Consider the following 16782-nt stretch of genomic DNA (forward strand, 5'->3'; position numbering starts at 1 on the left):
TGCGCGTATAGGTATAACACCTGCAGCTATTGCTAGAGCTATCACTACAACTTATCATGTGCTAGAGGCCATGCCCGCCTTTGGGCGTTCATCAAGGGAAGGGCGTCATATTGAACTGATAACATCAAAAAACTAAGCCGCCAGCGGGAGTTCTCTCCTGTCCTGGCGGCTTAGTTTTTTGGTGCTGGGAGGAGTCTATCTAAAGTTAGCAGCAGCAGGTGCTCCCAAAGCACACGATTTTGTTGTCCCATCTCATCCGCCAACCTTAGCCAACTCCCTTTCCAAGGCGTACCCGGGACGATCCATCCGGTACAGGTTCCGGTAGCGCGGATAGCGCTCCATCAGCTCGGCATGCGTGCCTCTCATCTCAATCCGGCCGCCCTCCATGAAGATAATCTCATCCATACTCTCTGCCAAGGCCAGATGGTGGGTGACCCAGATCAGCGACTTCCCGTGGGTTTCCCGCAGAATCGTCTTCAGCAGCTCGCGCTCTGTCCGCGGATCAAGTCCCACGGTCGGCTCGTCAAGGATGACCACCGGCGTATCCTGCAGCAGAATGCGCGCAAGCGCCACCCGCTGCCGCTCCCCGCCGGAAAAGCGCTGGCCCATCTCCCGCATCGGCGTATCATAGCCGCCGGGCAGGGTCCCGGCCAGCGCTGCCAGCTGGGCCTGCTCAGCCGCCCGGCGGACGTCTTCGTCCGTGGCGGAGACCCGGCCCAGCCGGATGTTGTTCGCCAGCGTCGTGTCGAACAGATGCGGCCGCTGATTCAGCACGGAGATGATCCGGGGAATATCCTCCCCGAGATCAGCTGCGTCCGTGCCATTAATCCGCACGGTGCCGGAATCCGGCTTGAACGCTCCCTGAATCAGCCCGAGCAGCGTGGACTTGCCCGCGCCGCTGCGGCCGATGACGGCAACCCGCTTGCCCTGCGGAATTTCCAGGGACAGCCCGTGAACGGCGGCCTCCGTGTTCCCCTTATAGCTAAAGCTCACATCCTCCAAGCGGATGTCGGCGGAGGCCATGCGGCTGCCCTGCTTCCATGAGCGATCCGCAGCTCCCTGCTCGCGGTGCTGCTCGGCAGCCTGAGAGCTGCGGCTCTTCAGGGCTTCCTCTGTCCGGCTGTCTGAACAGGAGCCGGCGCCGATCTGCTCCAGCCGGTTCAGCGAATCGCGGTACCCGGGCAGCCGCTCTGCGGCTTCCGAGAGCGGCAGGAACACATCCATCAGCGGGAAGACAACCAGCGTAAAGGCTGCGATGAACGTCCCATCCATCTGGCCAGCTGCTGTCTGTTTGGCTGACCAGGTCATCATCAGAAGCACCACCGCAAGAACAATGAGCTGTCCAATCAGATTGCGAATTCGGGCCCAGCGCTTCAGTGCGCGATCTGCCCGGGCAATGCTGGCCTCATCCTCCTCATAAGAGGCGAGGAAGTCGCCGGCCCGGCCGCTGATCACCCACGAGCCCAGCCCCATCACGGCATCCGTAAGCCGCTGATATAAACGGCTGCGCTCCTGCTTCATCCTTACTTGCGTCCGGGCTGTCATCATCAGGGAGATGAGCGGAAGGCCCGCCAGCAGAATCAGCAGCAGAGCGGCCGCCATCAGCGCAAAACCTCTGTCAAAGCGGCCCAGCGCCGCGATGACTCCCGAATAGATGACAACCGCGACTGCGCCAGGGAAGGCCGAGCGCAAATACACATTTTGCAGCTGTTCAATATCATCGGCCAGCAGGCCGAGAATATCCCCGGTCCGGTATTTGGACCGGAGCATCAAGGCCTGCGGCTCCAGCACGCGGAACAGTCTGACCCGCATCTTGGACAGGATGCGCAGCACAGCATCATGCGACACCAGGCGTTCAACATAGTGCAGTACGGCACGGCTGATTCCGAAAGTACGTACCCCGACAATCGGTACATAGACCAACAGAATATTTTCCGGCCGAAGCGCCGACTTGGAGATCAGAAATCCTGAGGTAAACATCAGCATAGAGGCGGCGGCCGCCGTCAACACCCCAAGGATGATCATCATGATGAAACGCCCCATATGGGCTCTAATATACGGCATCAGCCAGCCTTCCCGGTTCATGCTGCCCCCTCCTCCTGTTCTCTTACAAGCGAATAATAAACCCCGCGCTTATGCATTAATTGTTCATGAGTGCCCACCTCGGCCACTCTTCCATGATCCATAACCACAATCATATCCATCTCTGTCATCCAGTGCAGACGGTGGGTAGCCAGAAATACGGTTTTCCCTTCAAAAAGCTCAAGCATTGTCGATTTCAACTCATACTCGGTTTCAATATCCAAATGGGCTGTCGGCTCATCAAGCAGAATGATGGGACGGTCACTTAGGAATGCGCGTGCCAGCGCCACCCGCTGCTCCTGTCCGCCGCTCAGCGTGCGGCCTCCACCGCCGATCATTTCCTCATATCCTCCAGGCAGACTCGCTGCCAGGGAAGACAGACCGGCCGACTCCACAGCCCGCTCCACATCCTCTCTGGAGGCTTGAGGGGTATAGAACTTCACGTTCTCTTCCAGCGTACTGCTGAAAATATACGGCTGCTGCGGAATATACACCGTCATCTTCCGCCACGCCGCTTCTGTCAGCGAATCCAGACGCTGCCCGTCCACTTCGATATGCCCGTCCGTAGGGCGGAGGAAGCCGCCCAGCACATCAATCAGCGTGGACTTGCCGGCTCCGCTCTCGCCGATGATGCCTACCTTCAAGCCAGCGCGAAGCTCAAGCTCAGCTCCCTCCAGGGAAGGCTGGCTGCTCTCCCCCCGGGTGACGCCAATCCCTTTCAGGACCAGCTTGCTGTCCTGCTTCCAGGTATAGTCCGGCTTCAACTGTTCCTTCCCGCTAAGCTCTTCCGCGGACTTCCCGTCAATGATCGCCTGCATCGCCTGGCCGGCCTCCTTGCCATCCAGAGTGGCGTGGAAATCGGCACCTACCATACGCACAGGCAGGAAATACTCCGGTGCCAGAATCAGAACGGTCAGTGCCGGAACCAGCACCATGCTTCCGTTCACCAGCCGCAGCCCCAGGCTGACCGCCACCGAGGCCACAGAGAGCATCGTGAAGAAGTCAAGTGCGAAGGAGGACAGAAATGCGGTGCGCAGCGTCTTCATTGTGGCTGACCGGTAGCCGTCGCTGACGCTGGCTATTGTGCTGCTGTGGGCCCGGCTGCGCCCAAGAAATTTAAGAGTCTCCAGGCCGCGCAGAGAATCGACAAAATGGTTGGACAGAACCCGGTAGGACTTCATTTGTTTGTCCGTCTGTTTTCTTGCCGCCAGCCCAACCAGAATCATAAAGACAATCAGGATGGGCATCGTGATCGTGAGAATCACCGCCGAGGCTGTATCCCGGGTGTAGATATACGCCAGGATCAGAACCGGGGTGAACCCGCCAGCCAGCATACGGGGAAGCACGAGTTCAATGTAATTGCGGAACTTAGGCGTACCTTCCAGTGCCAGCGTGACCAGGCTTCCCGTGCCGTTCTCACCCGCATAACGCGGTCCCAGCTGGAACAGCCTTTGCATCAGCTGGCTGCGCAGGCGGGTGCCCGTCACCTCTGCGAATCTTGCCGCAATGGACTGCTGGCACAAGACCGTGAGCTGACGCACGATAAAAGCAGACAGGAACAACACGGCTGTACCGTATTGTTCCTGCAGAGGTTCCCCGGCGAACAGGGCGGAGACGGTCTCCGCCAGCCATTTCGCCTGCAGGATAATTGCTATAGTCTGGATTAACGTCAGGCCGGCCATCGCTGCCATGACTGGCCGTATGCCCTTGAGTCCCAGCAGCTCTCGCCCCATTAGTACTCCAGGTGTTCTTTCTCGTGAACCCGCTTATGGAACACGAAATAGCTCCAGATTTGATAGCCCAGCACGAATGGCAGCAGCGACAAGGCCACGATCGTCATAACTTTAAGCGAGTAATGTCCTGATGCCGCATTGTCCACGGTCAGGCTGAACGCGCTGTTCAGCGAGCTGACCATAACCCTTGGGAACAGTCCGATGAACAAGGAGGCGATAGACAAAGCGATCACCGTTCCGGTCATCCCGAAGGCCCAGCCGTCCCGGCGGCGGGAAATGAAGTATCCGGCAAGCAGGTAAGCCACGAGTCCAAGTACTGCCATGATGGCCAACGGAACTCCGCGTACTTCGAACACATCCGTCATCGTATAGGTCAATATTGCGAACAGCACCAGCAGCACAGCCAGCGGAATCAACGCGGTCTTAGCCTGCTTGCGGGCACGGTCTTGAAGCTCACCTGTCGTTCTAAGCACAGTGAACAGAAGCCCATGAACATAACAGAGCAGAACAACCACGAGACCGCCTACTAGCGTATAGAGATTCACCATATCGAACAACCCGGCTTTCATCTCCATCTGCTGATCGATAGGCAGACCTTTGATGAGCCCGGAGAAGACCACCCCAAGCAGGAACGGCGGCAGGAAGCTGCCTGCAAAGATCGCGATATCCCACGTCTTCTTCCACCCGGATGAATCCACCTTGCCCCGGAACTCAAAGGCCACCCCGCGCCCGATCAATGCAAGCAGCAGTACAACAAGCGGAGTGTAGTAACCGCTGAACATCGTGGCATACCAGTTCGGGAAGGCCGCGAAGATCGCACCGCCCGCAGTCAGCAGCCACACCTCGTTGGCATCCCAGAACGGACCGATGGAGTTAATCAGCACGCGGCGCTCCATATCGTTCTTCGCCAGCACCTTGGTCGCCATTCCAACCCCGAAGTCAAAACCTTCCAGAAAGAAAAACCCGATAAACAGCACACCTACCAGAATAAACCACAGTTCATTAAGAGACAGCATGGTAATCCTCCTTACCAAACGGATCCTGTACAGGGGCTTCCGTCTGCTCTTCCGCATTCGGACCCTTCTTAATCGCACGGACAAACAGATATACAAGCACAGCTGCCAAAGCGGCGTAGATCAAACAAAACGCGATGAGCGAGAACAGCACCTGTCCGCCAGTCACACTTGGCGACACGCTGTCCTTGGTCTGCATCAGCCCGAATACCGTCCAAGGCTGACGGCCAAATTCAGTCATAACCCAGCCCGACGTATTGGCAATGATCGGCAGTGAAATGCTGAACAGCATGGCCCGCCAGTACCATTTGCCCGAGCGCTCCAAGCGTTTGCGTGCGGTCAAATATACACCGTAAGCACTGAGAAGAATCATCAGACTGCCTGCGGCAACCATGATGCGGAAGCTCCAGAATGTGGTGCGTACAGGAGGGATATAGTTGCCCGGCCCATAGGTTTTCACATATTCGTCTTGAAGCTCGTTCATGCCTTTGACTTCCCCGCTGAATTTACTGTAAGACAGGAAGCTCAGCAGGTAAGGAATCTTGAGCTCGTACTTGTTCTCCTTGGTGGTCGGGTCAATCGAAGCAATCACCGTCCAGCCTGCCGGATCACCACTTTTACCCCATAGGCCTTCACTCGCTGCCATTTTCATCGGCTGGGTCTTCACCAGATATTGAGCCTGCTGGTGACCATAGATGGCCGTCAGGAAGGAGGATACCAACCCGACAATCACCGCGATTTTAAAAGATTTCTTGAAGAACTCGGTATCCTGCTTCTTCAGCATCTTGTAAGCACTGACGCCTGTAATCAGGAATGCGCCTGTAGCGAAGGCGCCGAGCACGGTATGCGGGAATTCCACCCACAGCTGGCCGTTGCCGATCAGCGCGAAGAAGTCGTTCATCTCCGCCCGGCCGTTATTCACGGTGAAACCCACCGGTCTTTGCATGAAGGAGTTGGCGGCCAGAATCCAGAATGCGGAGATGGTGGTTCCAAGCGCCACCAGCCAGATGCAGAGCAGATGCACCTTTTTGGACAATCGGTCCCATCCGAAAATCCAAAGCCCGATGAACGTCGACTCCAGGAAGAACGCGAACAGCGCTTCAACCGCAAGCGGTGCTCCGAACACGTCTCCGACGAAGCGGGAATAGTCCGACCAGTTCATCCCGAACTGGAATTCCTGAAGAATCCCGGTCACAACCCCAACCGCGAAGTTGATCAGGAACAGCTTCCCCCAGAACTTGGCCATTTTTTTGTATTCTTCCTTGCCTTTGACTACGTACATCGTCTCCATGATCGCAATCATTACGACCAATCCGATGGATACTGGCACGAAGAAGAAGTGAAAAATTGTGGTTGCAGCAAATTGGATGCGTGCAAGCAGTAACGTATCCATTCCTCTTTCCCTCTTTCCGAATTTTGTTGTGCGTGAATAGCTAATAATGCCTATCTTGATGCCTCACGTGTGATCCTGGTCACTATTTTCGCAGAAGCCTCTTTGTAATTTTGTGACTTTTATCACATTCATCAGCCCAAATCAGGCATATTTGTGACAGAAATCACATAAGTATTGTTATTACTGTGTCGGGTTCAAATTGCGGCTGCAACCCATCTGAAACAGCACAAAAAAGGCCGTCCGCAGAACCATGGTCTACGGCAGCCTGCCTGTATCCTATTCCACCACTTCAAATTAGCTTGCCCGGAAATCTGTCCGGTCCCTTAGGAAGATGGCGTTCGTTTGTCCCCTTTTTGGTCCAGCAGATGCCATACGGTCAGCACGGGGTGGCTCAGGAGCATTCTTGGGCCGGAGTATTTCATGACCTCCTTGATTTGGTTCCGCATCGCAGGCTTATAGCAGTGCACCGGGCACTCCACACAGGTCGTCTTCTTCTCCCCGAACTGGCACAGACCCAGCCGCTTCATGGCATATTGATGCAGGCAATAGCAATCCCAGCACAGCTTAATCACCTGTTTGTCATTGCTGGCAGCATGCTTACGCTCTTCGCGGGAATGGTGGCCGGAGCAGTACTGGCCGATCATGAAGCTGACAGTCAGCTTTTCCCGCTTGATCCTTGGCCCTTGATTCTCCACCTTTCTCACCTGCACGTTTCGCACCGTCTGCTCCCATGTACGCACATGCGGTTCCATTGTACCCTGATTGTTATCCATAAGCTCCTCCTCTGATAAGGTTGTTCTTACCCGCATTGTAACGGCTTATCTGAAGGGGCGCTGTGATCCTGGCAACAATGGTATGGACTGATCACTTTGTCATCATTTGAAAATCATTAATATAGCTTTTCTCCGGTTCCAGCAATACCTGTTCAACTTTTTGGGTAGTCCGGTCATACCGGTATACTCCCCTCTGATCATGATAAATGCCCAACACCAGCAGCGCTTGATCGTCCGGCTCATAGTACAGGTTGCTGATTGTGCTGAATACAGTAAAAGGCTGCTCCTTACCCGTCTTAAGATCATGGATTTTTACTGTTTTCGGCTTATTTATATTTATAGCACTTGAATAAATGATTTCATCCTTCTTATTAGATAAAGCGTAAAAACCCAATTCCTGCTTTGTTGTAAAGAGAGCTTCTTTTCGTGTCCCGTCTGGTTCATATTCATATACTGTATAAGTTGGAGGCACTAACGGTTTCTGCTTCTCATTAGCTATTTCAAGCTTATGAAAGAAATCCCCCCATGAATATAAAGCCACATCAAAGTTATCCTTAGAAGAATTGTATTTCAGCAGGAAAACCGTTGTGTCATCCTTATCCGGGTCCCACCAAAAACGGAACTTATTCGTGTCTATATTATAACTGGCTATCGGCTTGATATGGTTATCCTTCGATAACCTGGATGCAGCCGCCAGAATCACTTCGTTCCCACTAACAAACAGCTCATTCACCGCAAACAGATTCGTTGTCAACTGCTTCGTTTCCTTGGTTTTCAAATCCATAGAGAACAACTGATCTGACTTGCCGTCTCCATTTCTTGCAATGTAAAAAATTTTGTTGTGAACCGCATCATAAATCCCCAGAGGATATTGCGCCGTATACTTAAACTCTCCGCGCAAAGCAGTCTTGCGTGTGCTCAGGTCATACTCATAGACATGAGATCTCATACCTTCATTTTCACCGTTGGTAATGAGAATGGATAAATAGGGCTTTCCCGGGCTGTTACAAGCAGCCAGCATGAGCAGCCCCGCTAGCGAGAGGATTAGCCATAGGATATGACGGGTTATTTTCATCAGGAAAGGTTCTCCATTGCATCACCATTTACGGTCATAGTTTTCTCAGTATGCATTAGACTCCTCCTATAAATTTTTATTATAAAAATATAACAATAACAGCCTTCAAAAAGTTGGGAATTTACCCGAATTTGGATATAACTGCACAGCAACAAGGCCGCCCCAACCAGGACGGCCCTTGCGAGAATCACTATATTTTACCTAATAATCGTTACTTCAAACTCTTCTGGAACACCCATCTCCAGCCCACCACATTCAGCACAACCAGCAACGCCATATAGATATAAACACCATAAGGAATTGTGGTGCTATAATAATGAACCCCCGCAAACACTCCCAGAAGCCCCATCAGCGGAATGGTGAGCATCGCTTCCTTCTGCTGCGTAGTCTCAAATGCTTCCGAGAAGGGCAGCGCTTTGCGGAAGATCATGAAGCTGATCAGCGTATAGAGCGGCAGCATCAGCAGCACATCCACCAGATCAGGGAGAATTCTCACCCCGAAAACGGCAATGAAAATGATGCTATCCACCAGGAACATCGGCAGCACCAGCCGTGCCAGGAAAGCTTTAAGCGTCCCCTTGAATATAGGGGCTGTATTAGAAATTGGCGCGGTCTTGTAGATCCAAGCCCCTTTGTATTTACCCGAATACCTCAGCGTCATCACCACGGTCGGGATCAGCAGCGCACAGAAATAAATGAACAGGTACATCTTGCTTGACGGAATAGCCTGAGTGCCCCCTTCAGGCGTAAACGTAAAGAAGAAAATAAACGGAAAAATAATCGAAAAGCCCAGCGTCGGATACACCCTCAGCTTGAAATCACGTTCAGTGCTCATCATTTTGACCGCAAACCGGAAGAAGATCTGCTCTTCCCGGGTTCTACTGAACCACTTGGCCAGCATATCCGTCACCTTGCCTCCCGCTTTCCGTGAACGGACGCTCTGATCCGAGAGCTTCTGCAGATTTCGCTCAAATGCCGGCATCATTTTGATATAAACAAAGAGCAACAGGATCGGCACCAGAACCGCCAGCAGTGTAAACACTACAAAGTAACTCCGGCTATCCCCCCGAAGCAGCAGCTCGAACGGGCCGGCGAACCAGACAGGGAACACGATGAACTGCCACCATTTCGGATGGAATTGGGCCTCGAAGTTCACATAATTGAACAACCTGCTGATCAGTTGATAGCCCACGGTAATTCCGATGGACAGGCCGATCTGAACATAATTGATCACATCCTTCAGACGTTCCCCGTCAAAGAACTTCAGTACCACCAGGTACAGGGCCGCGGTCAGGACCACAATCAGAATATCCATCAGAATAATATCCGCCAAATAGATCAGGAAGAAGCCAACTCCGTACTTGACCAGGCCCACCAGCAGACTTGGCCCTGCTAAGGCGCCGGTCACAAAAAACATATAAATCAAAATATGGATCAGCTTCGCCATGCTCAAGGTCTTACGGTTCACCGGCTTGGTGTACAAGATTGTCTTATCCCGGATGTCCAATAGAACGGATGAGAAATCCGAAATCATCGAAGTCATAACCAGAAACATGAGAATGCCGAACACCAGACTCATCTGAAAAATATAATTGCTGGGCATCATCATAAACATGACCAGAATCAGCCCCATCAGCCCATAGACCCAAAGCGAGCGAAGAAACGCGTTGCCTTCCGGCTGATTGCTCTCGCTGGCCTGCCTTTTGGCTGAACCAGCTATAATCGTTGGCACTCGGCGGCCATCCATGGTCAGCTTGACCTGCAGGATCGATCTCATGATCGGGTAGTCGACACCCGCCTTTTCAAACGCCCCCCGGAACAGATCAAGCCCCCTCAATATACGGCTCTCCCTCATCCCTTACGCCTCCTGCACGGCAGCTACGAACGCTTCCGCGATCTGCCTGTGTTCATTGAAGCCAGTCAGCTGATTGAAAATTTGCTCAAGCGACCCTTCCTCGCTCCGCTCCTTCAGTTCGTCGAAAGTCCCGTCCGCCAGAATCCGCCCTTCTCCCAACAGGATGATCCGGCTGCTGATCTTCTCCACCACATCCATGATATGTGAGGAATAGAAGATGGTCTTGCCTTGTCCAGCGAACAGGGACATCATCTCCTTCAGCACAATCACACTGTTCGCGTCCAGACCGCTCAGCGGCTCGTCGAGGAACAGGATATCCGGGTTGTGCAGAACACTGGAGATAATCATGACCTTCTGCTTCATGCCTTTCGAGAACGAGCTGATCCGGGAATTGTACGCATCCCTCAATCCAAAGAGCTCGGCAAGCCTCGCAGCCTTTATATCTGCGGCTTCCCGGTCAAGACCGTACAATTCTCCAACAAAAGTCAGGTATTCCCTGGCGGTGAGTGTGTCATAAATTTCAGCAATCTCAGGGACATATCCAATTTTGCTTTTGTAGCTGATATCCCCACTTGCAATATCCGTGCCCAGGATCTCAACCTGTCCGGTATAACCTTCCACCAGCCCCAGCATAATTTTGACCGTTGTGCTTTTGCCAGCTCCATTCGGCCCTATGTATCCAATAATCTGCCCCCTGGACACTTCCAGGTCAACACCGTTCAGCACGTATCTGTCCGCGTACTTCATCCGAAGATCGCGTATGCGAATAACCGGTGTGGCAGCGTCTCCTTGCGGTGTGTCCGGCCCAGTGCTTCTATAATTCCCCATGTTGCAGCCCCTCCCTATTCGTCTACCTATTTTGCCATTTCTTTCTACCTGACATTAAGTATATCATGACCTCTAACAAATTCACTCCCCTGTAGTAAGGCTCCGGCAGTTGGCGTATTCCCCCTATACCTTTATACTATTCTAGATGGGGTACGCGCAGGGATGATGATGTGCTGCCCGGTTGCTATTGTTGGGGAGTTTCTATTCTATTATTTAAATCATTGAAATACTTGGGTTCATCTCTTTGACTGTAACAATTTGTCCGGCTTGGACGTACGTTTCTATAGACATTCCTAAGAGTATGGAAGCAATAGCAACTTTTCACAATTTTCTGCGTCAATATACTACATATGAGAAAGGGAGAGTACTATCCTGATGCCATCTTTCTGGTCCAAAACTTATCGAGGGAATAAACCCGCTGTTCTTATTGCGCTTATTGTCATATTCATTCTTGCTGCTTATCTGAGAATTGATTTTCTGCGGTCTGTTCAGCACAACATAGCTACAGACACCAAGCAGTATGACATTATGGTCAGACAAATCCTTGAGAAAGGGGTCTATGGTTACCGGAGCACCGAGCCTAACGCCCAGGTATCCCCGGGACTCCCTATGTTTATGGCAGCCGTCTATAAGCTGGTAGATTACAAGACCCACGATCCGGCTCCATACATCCGCTATATCCAGGTTGTGCTCAGCCTGTTTACGCTCTTTCTCATGTACCGGTTAGCGAGAAGAATGGGAGGCACCGCAGCTGGGCTGCTGACCGCCTTGGCCGGCGCAATCTATCCTTCTTTCATCTGGAGCAACGGGGCCGTGCTTACCGAGGTGCTGTGTACGTTCCTCCTGGTTTCCTACTACTATGTGCAGATTATCGCCTTTGAGAGGAAGACCTGGAAATGGGCCGTGGCCAGCGGTGCCTTAATCGGACTCACGATACTTACCCGGCCGGAATTCCTTCCCCTGATCTTTGTGTTTCACGGAATCTACTTCCTCTGGACACGCAAGTGGAAGGAAACACTCAAGCTGTTCATCATCACCTTGGTGGGGACTGGAATTATTCTCTCCCCGTGGATTATCCGCAACATGGTGACCATGAAGCAGGTCGTTATTGCTGCCACCCAGGTTAATCCGTTTGCGGCAGGCACTTATCCTTACAACAACTATTTGGATGGCATGGTGGACCGCCACGGAAAGACCCAGATGGAAGTGGCCAAGGAGCGCCTATACGTTGGCTTTACACAGAAACCGGGACTATTCCTTAAGTGGTACACGATCGGAAAGCTTGATTACATCTATGGCAAAATGTATTTCGGAGCCGGGCACAAGCCTTACTATTCCGTGTTCCCGTACGCAATCCGAAATCTGTTCCACCAATGTCTTGTGTTATTCTTCCTGGTTGCCTTGGTCGGCTGTGCACGCCGGTTCCGCAAGCCGGAATTCCTGCTTGCTTCCGCTGTCGTAGTCATGTCGCTCATCCGGTTGCTGTTCGTACCGGAGTTCAGATATAACTACACCGCAATGCCGGTCATTATCATTCTGGACTGTGTTATTGGAGTCGCCCTTGTGAAATGGATTTACACCCGTCTGAAAGGACGGAACAATCCGGCTCCAGCCCTTACAGAGTAAGCTTTATTTCAATACCGAAGTTCATACTTCCGAAAGTGAGCACATGAATTCATTCGTGTGCCTGCTTTTCTATTGTCCAAATTCATATTTAAAAAAGGAGTACAACGCATAATGGATTTCAAAAAGGCCACCTTGGTTACTGCCCTCATCATCTCCCAGGCCGCCGCGGCAATGCCTGCGGGAGCAGAAGCCATCTCTTCACAGGTTCAGTCAGGAAGCGGGACAGGTGCACAGACTCAGACCATCGAAGCGCCTGAGCGCACGGCTGCTACGTCAATACCTTCCGGAGCTGCGGATTCGTCCGGCTCTCTAGCTGGCACCAAGTCTGTAGGTGCCGTAACAACGGGGACCCCGGCTAATCAAGGACAGACGGACATACAGGGGTCCAACCCTTCCACCGGAGGACAGGACAGTACCTTCCCATCGCAGCCTGATCCAACGAATAATCAGACCAATCCAGGAACGACCAATGGAAGCAACGGCAATTCAGGGCAGAACGGGTCAGGGTCTGGAGACAATAACTCACTTCCAACTGGGCAGACCCCAGATGGAACTGGAGAATCGCCGGGTGGGACCATTCCAGGAACTACGACTCCGCCACAGAACCTTGTTCCCGGAGAAACGGGAACTGGCGGCGGCCAGCTGATTCTCTATATGAACAGCACCCGGATGGAGCAGGACGGGTTAGTGTATACCGCAACACACGCCATGACCGTCAAGAATGGGGTATCTTATGTGGGCATCCGCTCCCTGGTCGACCGGGTAGGCTATAAGATTGCTTACGATGCCAAGACCAAAGAGACCATTATTACTTATGGCGGGAACGAACTCCGCTTCAAAACCGGCAGCAGTAAATACCGTGTCAATGGGGTGACCCAGACCATGCGGGGAACAGCTTATCAGGACAAAAATGTGTTCATGGTGCCGCTCACTGCAATCACCAAAGCCCTGAATATTCCATATACAGTCAATGGCAAGCAGGTTATTGTCCAGCTTTCCACCAAGCCGGTTGCCACCTTCACCGTACAGCCAAGCCAGATCGTAGCCGGGGAGACTACGGTTAAATTTGTGGCAAAGAGCTTCTCGCCTAAAGGCCTTGATATTGTGGATGAGAGATGGGAAGGACGCCCAGATCAGGATATGTTCCAATCCGCCGGCACCTATACAGTTACTTACTCCGTTCAGGATTCCAGCGGACAGTGGAGTGACCCATACAGCATGAAGATTAACGTGGTGAATCCGAACCTTCCTCCTGTTGCGGATTTTACTACGGATAAGACCGAGTACAAGATGGGCGAGCTGGTCACGTTCACGGATTTAAGTACGGACGATGAGAATGCCATTGTTAAGCATGATTGGACCAACAAAGCTCTGGCTTATTTCACACCGGGGCCACAGACCATCCAGCTTACCGTTACAGACAAACACGGGGCTACCGGAACCGTGTCGAAGACGATTAACATTACGAATGAAACCTTATATAAGAAGGATGATTTCTACAAGCTGTTCACCCCTATCGGAGAGAACATGGAGGTTAACAGCGCCCTGGACAACTATGAGCGGCTCCCGTACTCCTTTACAACTGAGCCGTACACCTTGTTCCGCGACAGCGGTCCGGAGTCTGTTACCACTGAAGGGATTCTGTACCAGGATACCATCCAGGGCCTTACCCGCTTCATGATCCATCACCGCAACCGGCTTGGCGAGAAGGCCAAGGTGTATTTGGTTGCCAAGAACATGAATGCAACTGCAGCCCATATTGATTACCAGACTTATGGCGTTGCAGGTCCAAACAAGAACCCGGACTTAACCGGGCGGTTATCCGTTCAGCGTTATTTCGAGAACTACGCTACGGATGCGAAAAAGAAAACCGTTACCTTAGCGCCGGGTGAGGCAAAGGTCATTTTCGAGGATATGAGCGCTTTGGCTCTCCAACAAGAAGACGTCATCTCCTTGCTTGGAGATTTGAACAGCGATGCACAAGTTCAATATACAGTTCTAATCGTAAAAGAGAAGAATGATCCGATCAAGGCGCTTTCCACCCTGCCTTCCCTGGACCCCAAAGAATCAATTATCCGCGGTACCTTCGCAGACTCTACCCGGGTATTTGAATATGGCGACCTTGTAGGCAACAAGAACCAACGGATCAATCTGACCTCACCTGAGCTGGGCGATCCGTACCAGACAGGAACAGACGGCATACTGGGTACCCCTGCAACCAACTCAGGGAACTATGGGGTTCTATACAAAATCGTTCTGCACCGGGTTGCTCCGCATACGCTGATTACCTTCAACCCACGGGGAGGCCTGTACCGCGGTGCAGCCTTGGTGAACGGCAATATCGTGAGCTTCTCCCATGCCGGTGCTAACACCCAGTCTCAGGGCGGTGTGCTGTACAGAACGAAGGATTATGAAGAGGATGTGGAGATCTGGATTTCTCCTTCAGCAGGAAACAATCTGCCGTTCGCCCTGCTCTTCATGCCAATGCCTGAGATGAAGCCGCAATCCTAAGAGATGAGCCAGTACCTCAATGTAATCATACGAAGTTAACAGGAATACAGCCTTTATATTAATTCATAGTTAAATAGAAGCCGCTCTCCCGCAGTATTCACTGCAAGAGAGCGGCTTTTTGTTCAAGAAGTAATATGCGATATGGGAAAACAAATTTAATCTGACCTTTTTGGTTGATTGTGATATTGTTGTAATCAGCAGCAAACACTATATTAACTGGAGGGCTAGGTGTGAAAGAAAGTAATTTAATTGCACCGATTGCATTAACGGCAATGTTATTCAGTTCTTCTGGCGCTGTTTTTGCAGCTGAAAGCTCACAAAAGACTAGCATAGTCTCTGATTCTGTCCAAAACTCTGATGGGAAAAAGCCGGTCTATGGAACTCGTCAATGAATAGAATTAATAGAAAATTGCTAACAACCTTATTAGTCATTATTTTTTATGCTTTAGCTTGTTGGGTTGTTGATATTATGAGCAGTACAGCTATTCTCAATAGTTCTGGACGGGATTATAACATTGAGTTTCATTTTCTATACAATAACATTATTTTTTATAACCAGAATAACCAGGTTGAGTATAATGAATTTATTTTGAAATTTGATAGGATATTTTTATTCTGTATCGGCGTTATCTATTTTGTTTTAAAATTAATTAATAGGAATAAAAAAACTATGTGATGACTAAAGCACCTTAATAGGTGCTTTTTCTTTTGGTAAAGTTTCAAGTTACCACCAGGAGGCTTTTGGTTGTGCGTGAACGAAAGCTGTGGCATATGAGGATGAAGGTCAGGCCCATGGAACGAGGCTCCACCGTATGGGGCGTATGAAATGAGATGTATCAAATGGTATGGATTTCAATAAGAGGCTGCTTCATATAAGAAACCCGGTATCAGCCGATGTCCGGTTCCAAAAGCTCGATGAATACCTCAGCGGCACGGGTCCGGAACTCCGTGTTCTGCATGATCCAGGAGAACTTGCGGGAGACCGGTGCTCCAGGGATTTGCAGCATGGCCAGCGTACCCAGCGACACCTCCTTGCGAACCGCAGAGGAGGAGAGCAGTGTGATGCCAAGTCCAGCCTCAACGGACTCCTTGATAATCTGCGTGCTGCCGAACTCCATCGTCTCTTTGGGGGTGAATCCCAGACGGGCGAACAGCTTGTCAGCTGCCGCGCGTGTACCTGAACCCAGCTCCCGCAAAATCCACATTTCCTTGGCCGCCTCCTCGGCCGGAATCACCCCCTGTCCAGCCCAATTGTGGCTCCCGGACACTATGATATACATAGAGTCTTCCGCAAAAGGCTCCACGATCAGCTTCTCATGCTGAAGCTCGCCCTCAACAACCCCAATTTCGAGATGGGAATGAAGCACCGCATCGGCAATGTCCCGTGTATTACCGATCGTAATCCGCGGCTTCACCAGCGGGTAAGCGGTGCGCAGCCTGGCGATCACATGCGGCAAAATATATTCGCCGTACGTATAGCTCGCTCCGATGGTCAGCTCTCCTCCCGCGTTGTGCAGCAGGTCGTCGACCAGGTTGTGCATTTTCAGATATAGCCCTTTCATTTGCACCGCATGCTCGTATACGATCTGCCCCGCTCTTGTCAGCTTTACATATTTGTTAGTCCGGTCCAGTAGACGAGCTCCCATGGCCCGTTCGAGTGACTGGATGTACTGGCTTACCGCAGGCTGGGTCATATGCAGCTCTTCGGCTGATCTGGTAAAGTTGCCCCGCTCCACTACCGTAATAAATACCAGCAAAGCTTGATCCATTTCTCATCCGCCCCCTATCTCTAACAATCATAAGCAATTGCTTATTAATAATATTATAATGATTTATTTTCCTTATTATAAAACAGAGTATATGCTAAATCCATAACACTTGATGAATCAGAAC

General features: G+C 51.5%; 12 protein-coding genes. 3 read left to right on the top strand and 9 right to left on the bottom strand.

The features are described from left to right. Positions 1-252: 252 nt before the first annotated feature. The 8 genes from cydC to KJS63_RS11205 form a co-directional block, all read right to left on the bottom strand. Positions 253-2085, bottom strand: coding sequence for a thiol reductant ABC exporter subunit CydC (gene cydC / locus KJS63_RS11170; protein WP_213619211.1), 1833 nt, complete (start codon positions 2083-2085; stop codon positions 253-255). Continuing rightward, positions 2082-3815 (bottom strand): thiol reductant ABC exporter subunit CydD, encoded by a 1734-nt coding sequence (gene cydD, locus KJS63_RS11175; RefSeq protein WP_213619212.1) that lies wholly within the window; start codon positions 3813-3815, stop codon positions 2082-2084. Before cydD ends, cydC begins: the two co-directional genes overlap by 4 nt. Beyond that, positions 3815-4831, bottom strand: a complete 1017-nt coding sequence (gene cydB, locus KJS63_RS11180; protein ID WP_213619213.1) for a cytochrome d ubiquinol oxidase subunit II — start codon at positions 4829-4831, stop codon at positions 3815-3817. Before cydB ends, cydD begins: the two co-directional genes overlap by 1 nt. Further along, the gene (locus KJS63_RS11185; protein WP_213619214.1) at positions 4818-6221 is read right to left on the bottom strand and encodes a cytochrome ubiquinol oxidase subunit I; all 1404 of its coding nucleotides are present in this window, start codon (positions 6219-6221) and stop codon (positions 4818-4820) included. Before KJS63_RS11185 ends, cydB begins: the two co-directional genes overlap by 14 nt. A 323-nt stretch (positions 6222-6544) precedes the next feature. Further along, entirely contained in the window at positions 6545-6994 is a 450-nt protein-coding gene (locus KJS63_RS11190; RefSeq protein WP_244862570.1) for a nitrous oxide-stimulated promoter family protein, read from the bottom strand. A 91-nt stretch (positions 6995-7085) separates the two neighbouring features. Beyond that, positions 7086-8069, bottom strand: a complete 984-nt coding sequence (locus KJS63_RS11195; protein ID WP_213619215.1) for a hypothetical protein — start codon at positions 8067-8069, stop codon at positions 7086-7088. Between the two features lie 211 nt (positions 8070-8280). Next, complete coding sequence (locus KJS63_RS11200; protein ID WP_213619216.1) at positions 8281-9924, bottom strand: ABC-2 family transporter permease; 1644 nt, start codon at positions 9922-9924, stop codon at positions 8281-8283. A gap of 3 nt (positions 9925-9927) precedes the next feature. Beyond that, positions 9928-10752 (bottom strand): ABC transporter ATP-binding protein, encoded by an 825-nt coding sequence (locus KJS63_RS11205; protein WP_213619217.1) that lies wholly within the window; start codon positions 10750-10752, stop codon positions 9928-9930. Between the two features lie 375 nt (positions 10753-11127). Here KJS63_RS11205 and KJS63_RS11210 point away from each other — a divergent pair, with 375 nt between their 5' ends. The 3 genes from KJS63_RS11210 (at position 11128) to KJS63_RS11220 (ending at position 15281) form a co-directional block, all read left to right on the top strand. Further along, positions 11128-12378 carry an ArnT family glycosyltransferase gene (locus KJS63_RS11210; protein WP_213619218.1) on the top strand — a complete coding sequence of 417 codons (1251 nt, stop codon included), beginning with the start codon at positions 11128-11130 and terminating at the stop codon, positions 12376-12378. 111 nt (positions 12379-12489) lie between these two features. Continuing rightward, positions 12490-14889, top strand: a complete 2400-nt coding sequence (locus tag KJS63_RS11215; protein ID WP_213619219.1) for a stalk domain-containing protein — start codon at positions 12490-12492, stop codon at positions 14887-14889. A 230-nt stretch (positions 14890-15119) separates the two neighbouring features. Then, positions 15120-15281: a hypothetical protein gene (locus KJS63_RS11220; protein ID WP_213619220.1), complete on the top strand. Its 162-nt coding sequence runs from the start codon at positions 15120-15122 to the stop codon at positions 15279-15281. A 495-nt stretch (positions 15282-15776) separates the two neighbouring features. Here the strand turns inward: KJS63_RS11220 and KJS63_RS11225 are convergent, their stop codons facing one another. Next, entirely contained in the window at positions 15777-16658 is an 882-nt protein-coding gene (locus KJS63_RS11225; RefSeq protein ID WP_213619221.1) for a LysR family transcriptional regulator, read from the bottom strand. Positions 16659-16782 lie beyond the last annotated feature (124 nt).

This window comes from Paenibacillus sp. J22TS3 (assembly GCF_018403205.1).
In the GTDB taxonomy this organism is placed as follows: Bacteria; Bacillota; Bacilli; order Paenibacillales; family Paenibacillaceae; genus Fontibacillus; species Fontibacillus tuaregi.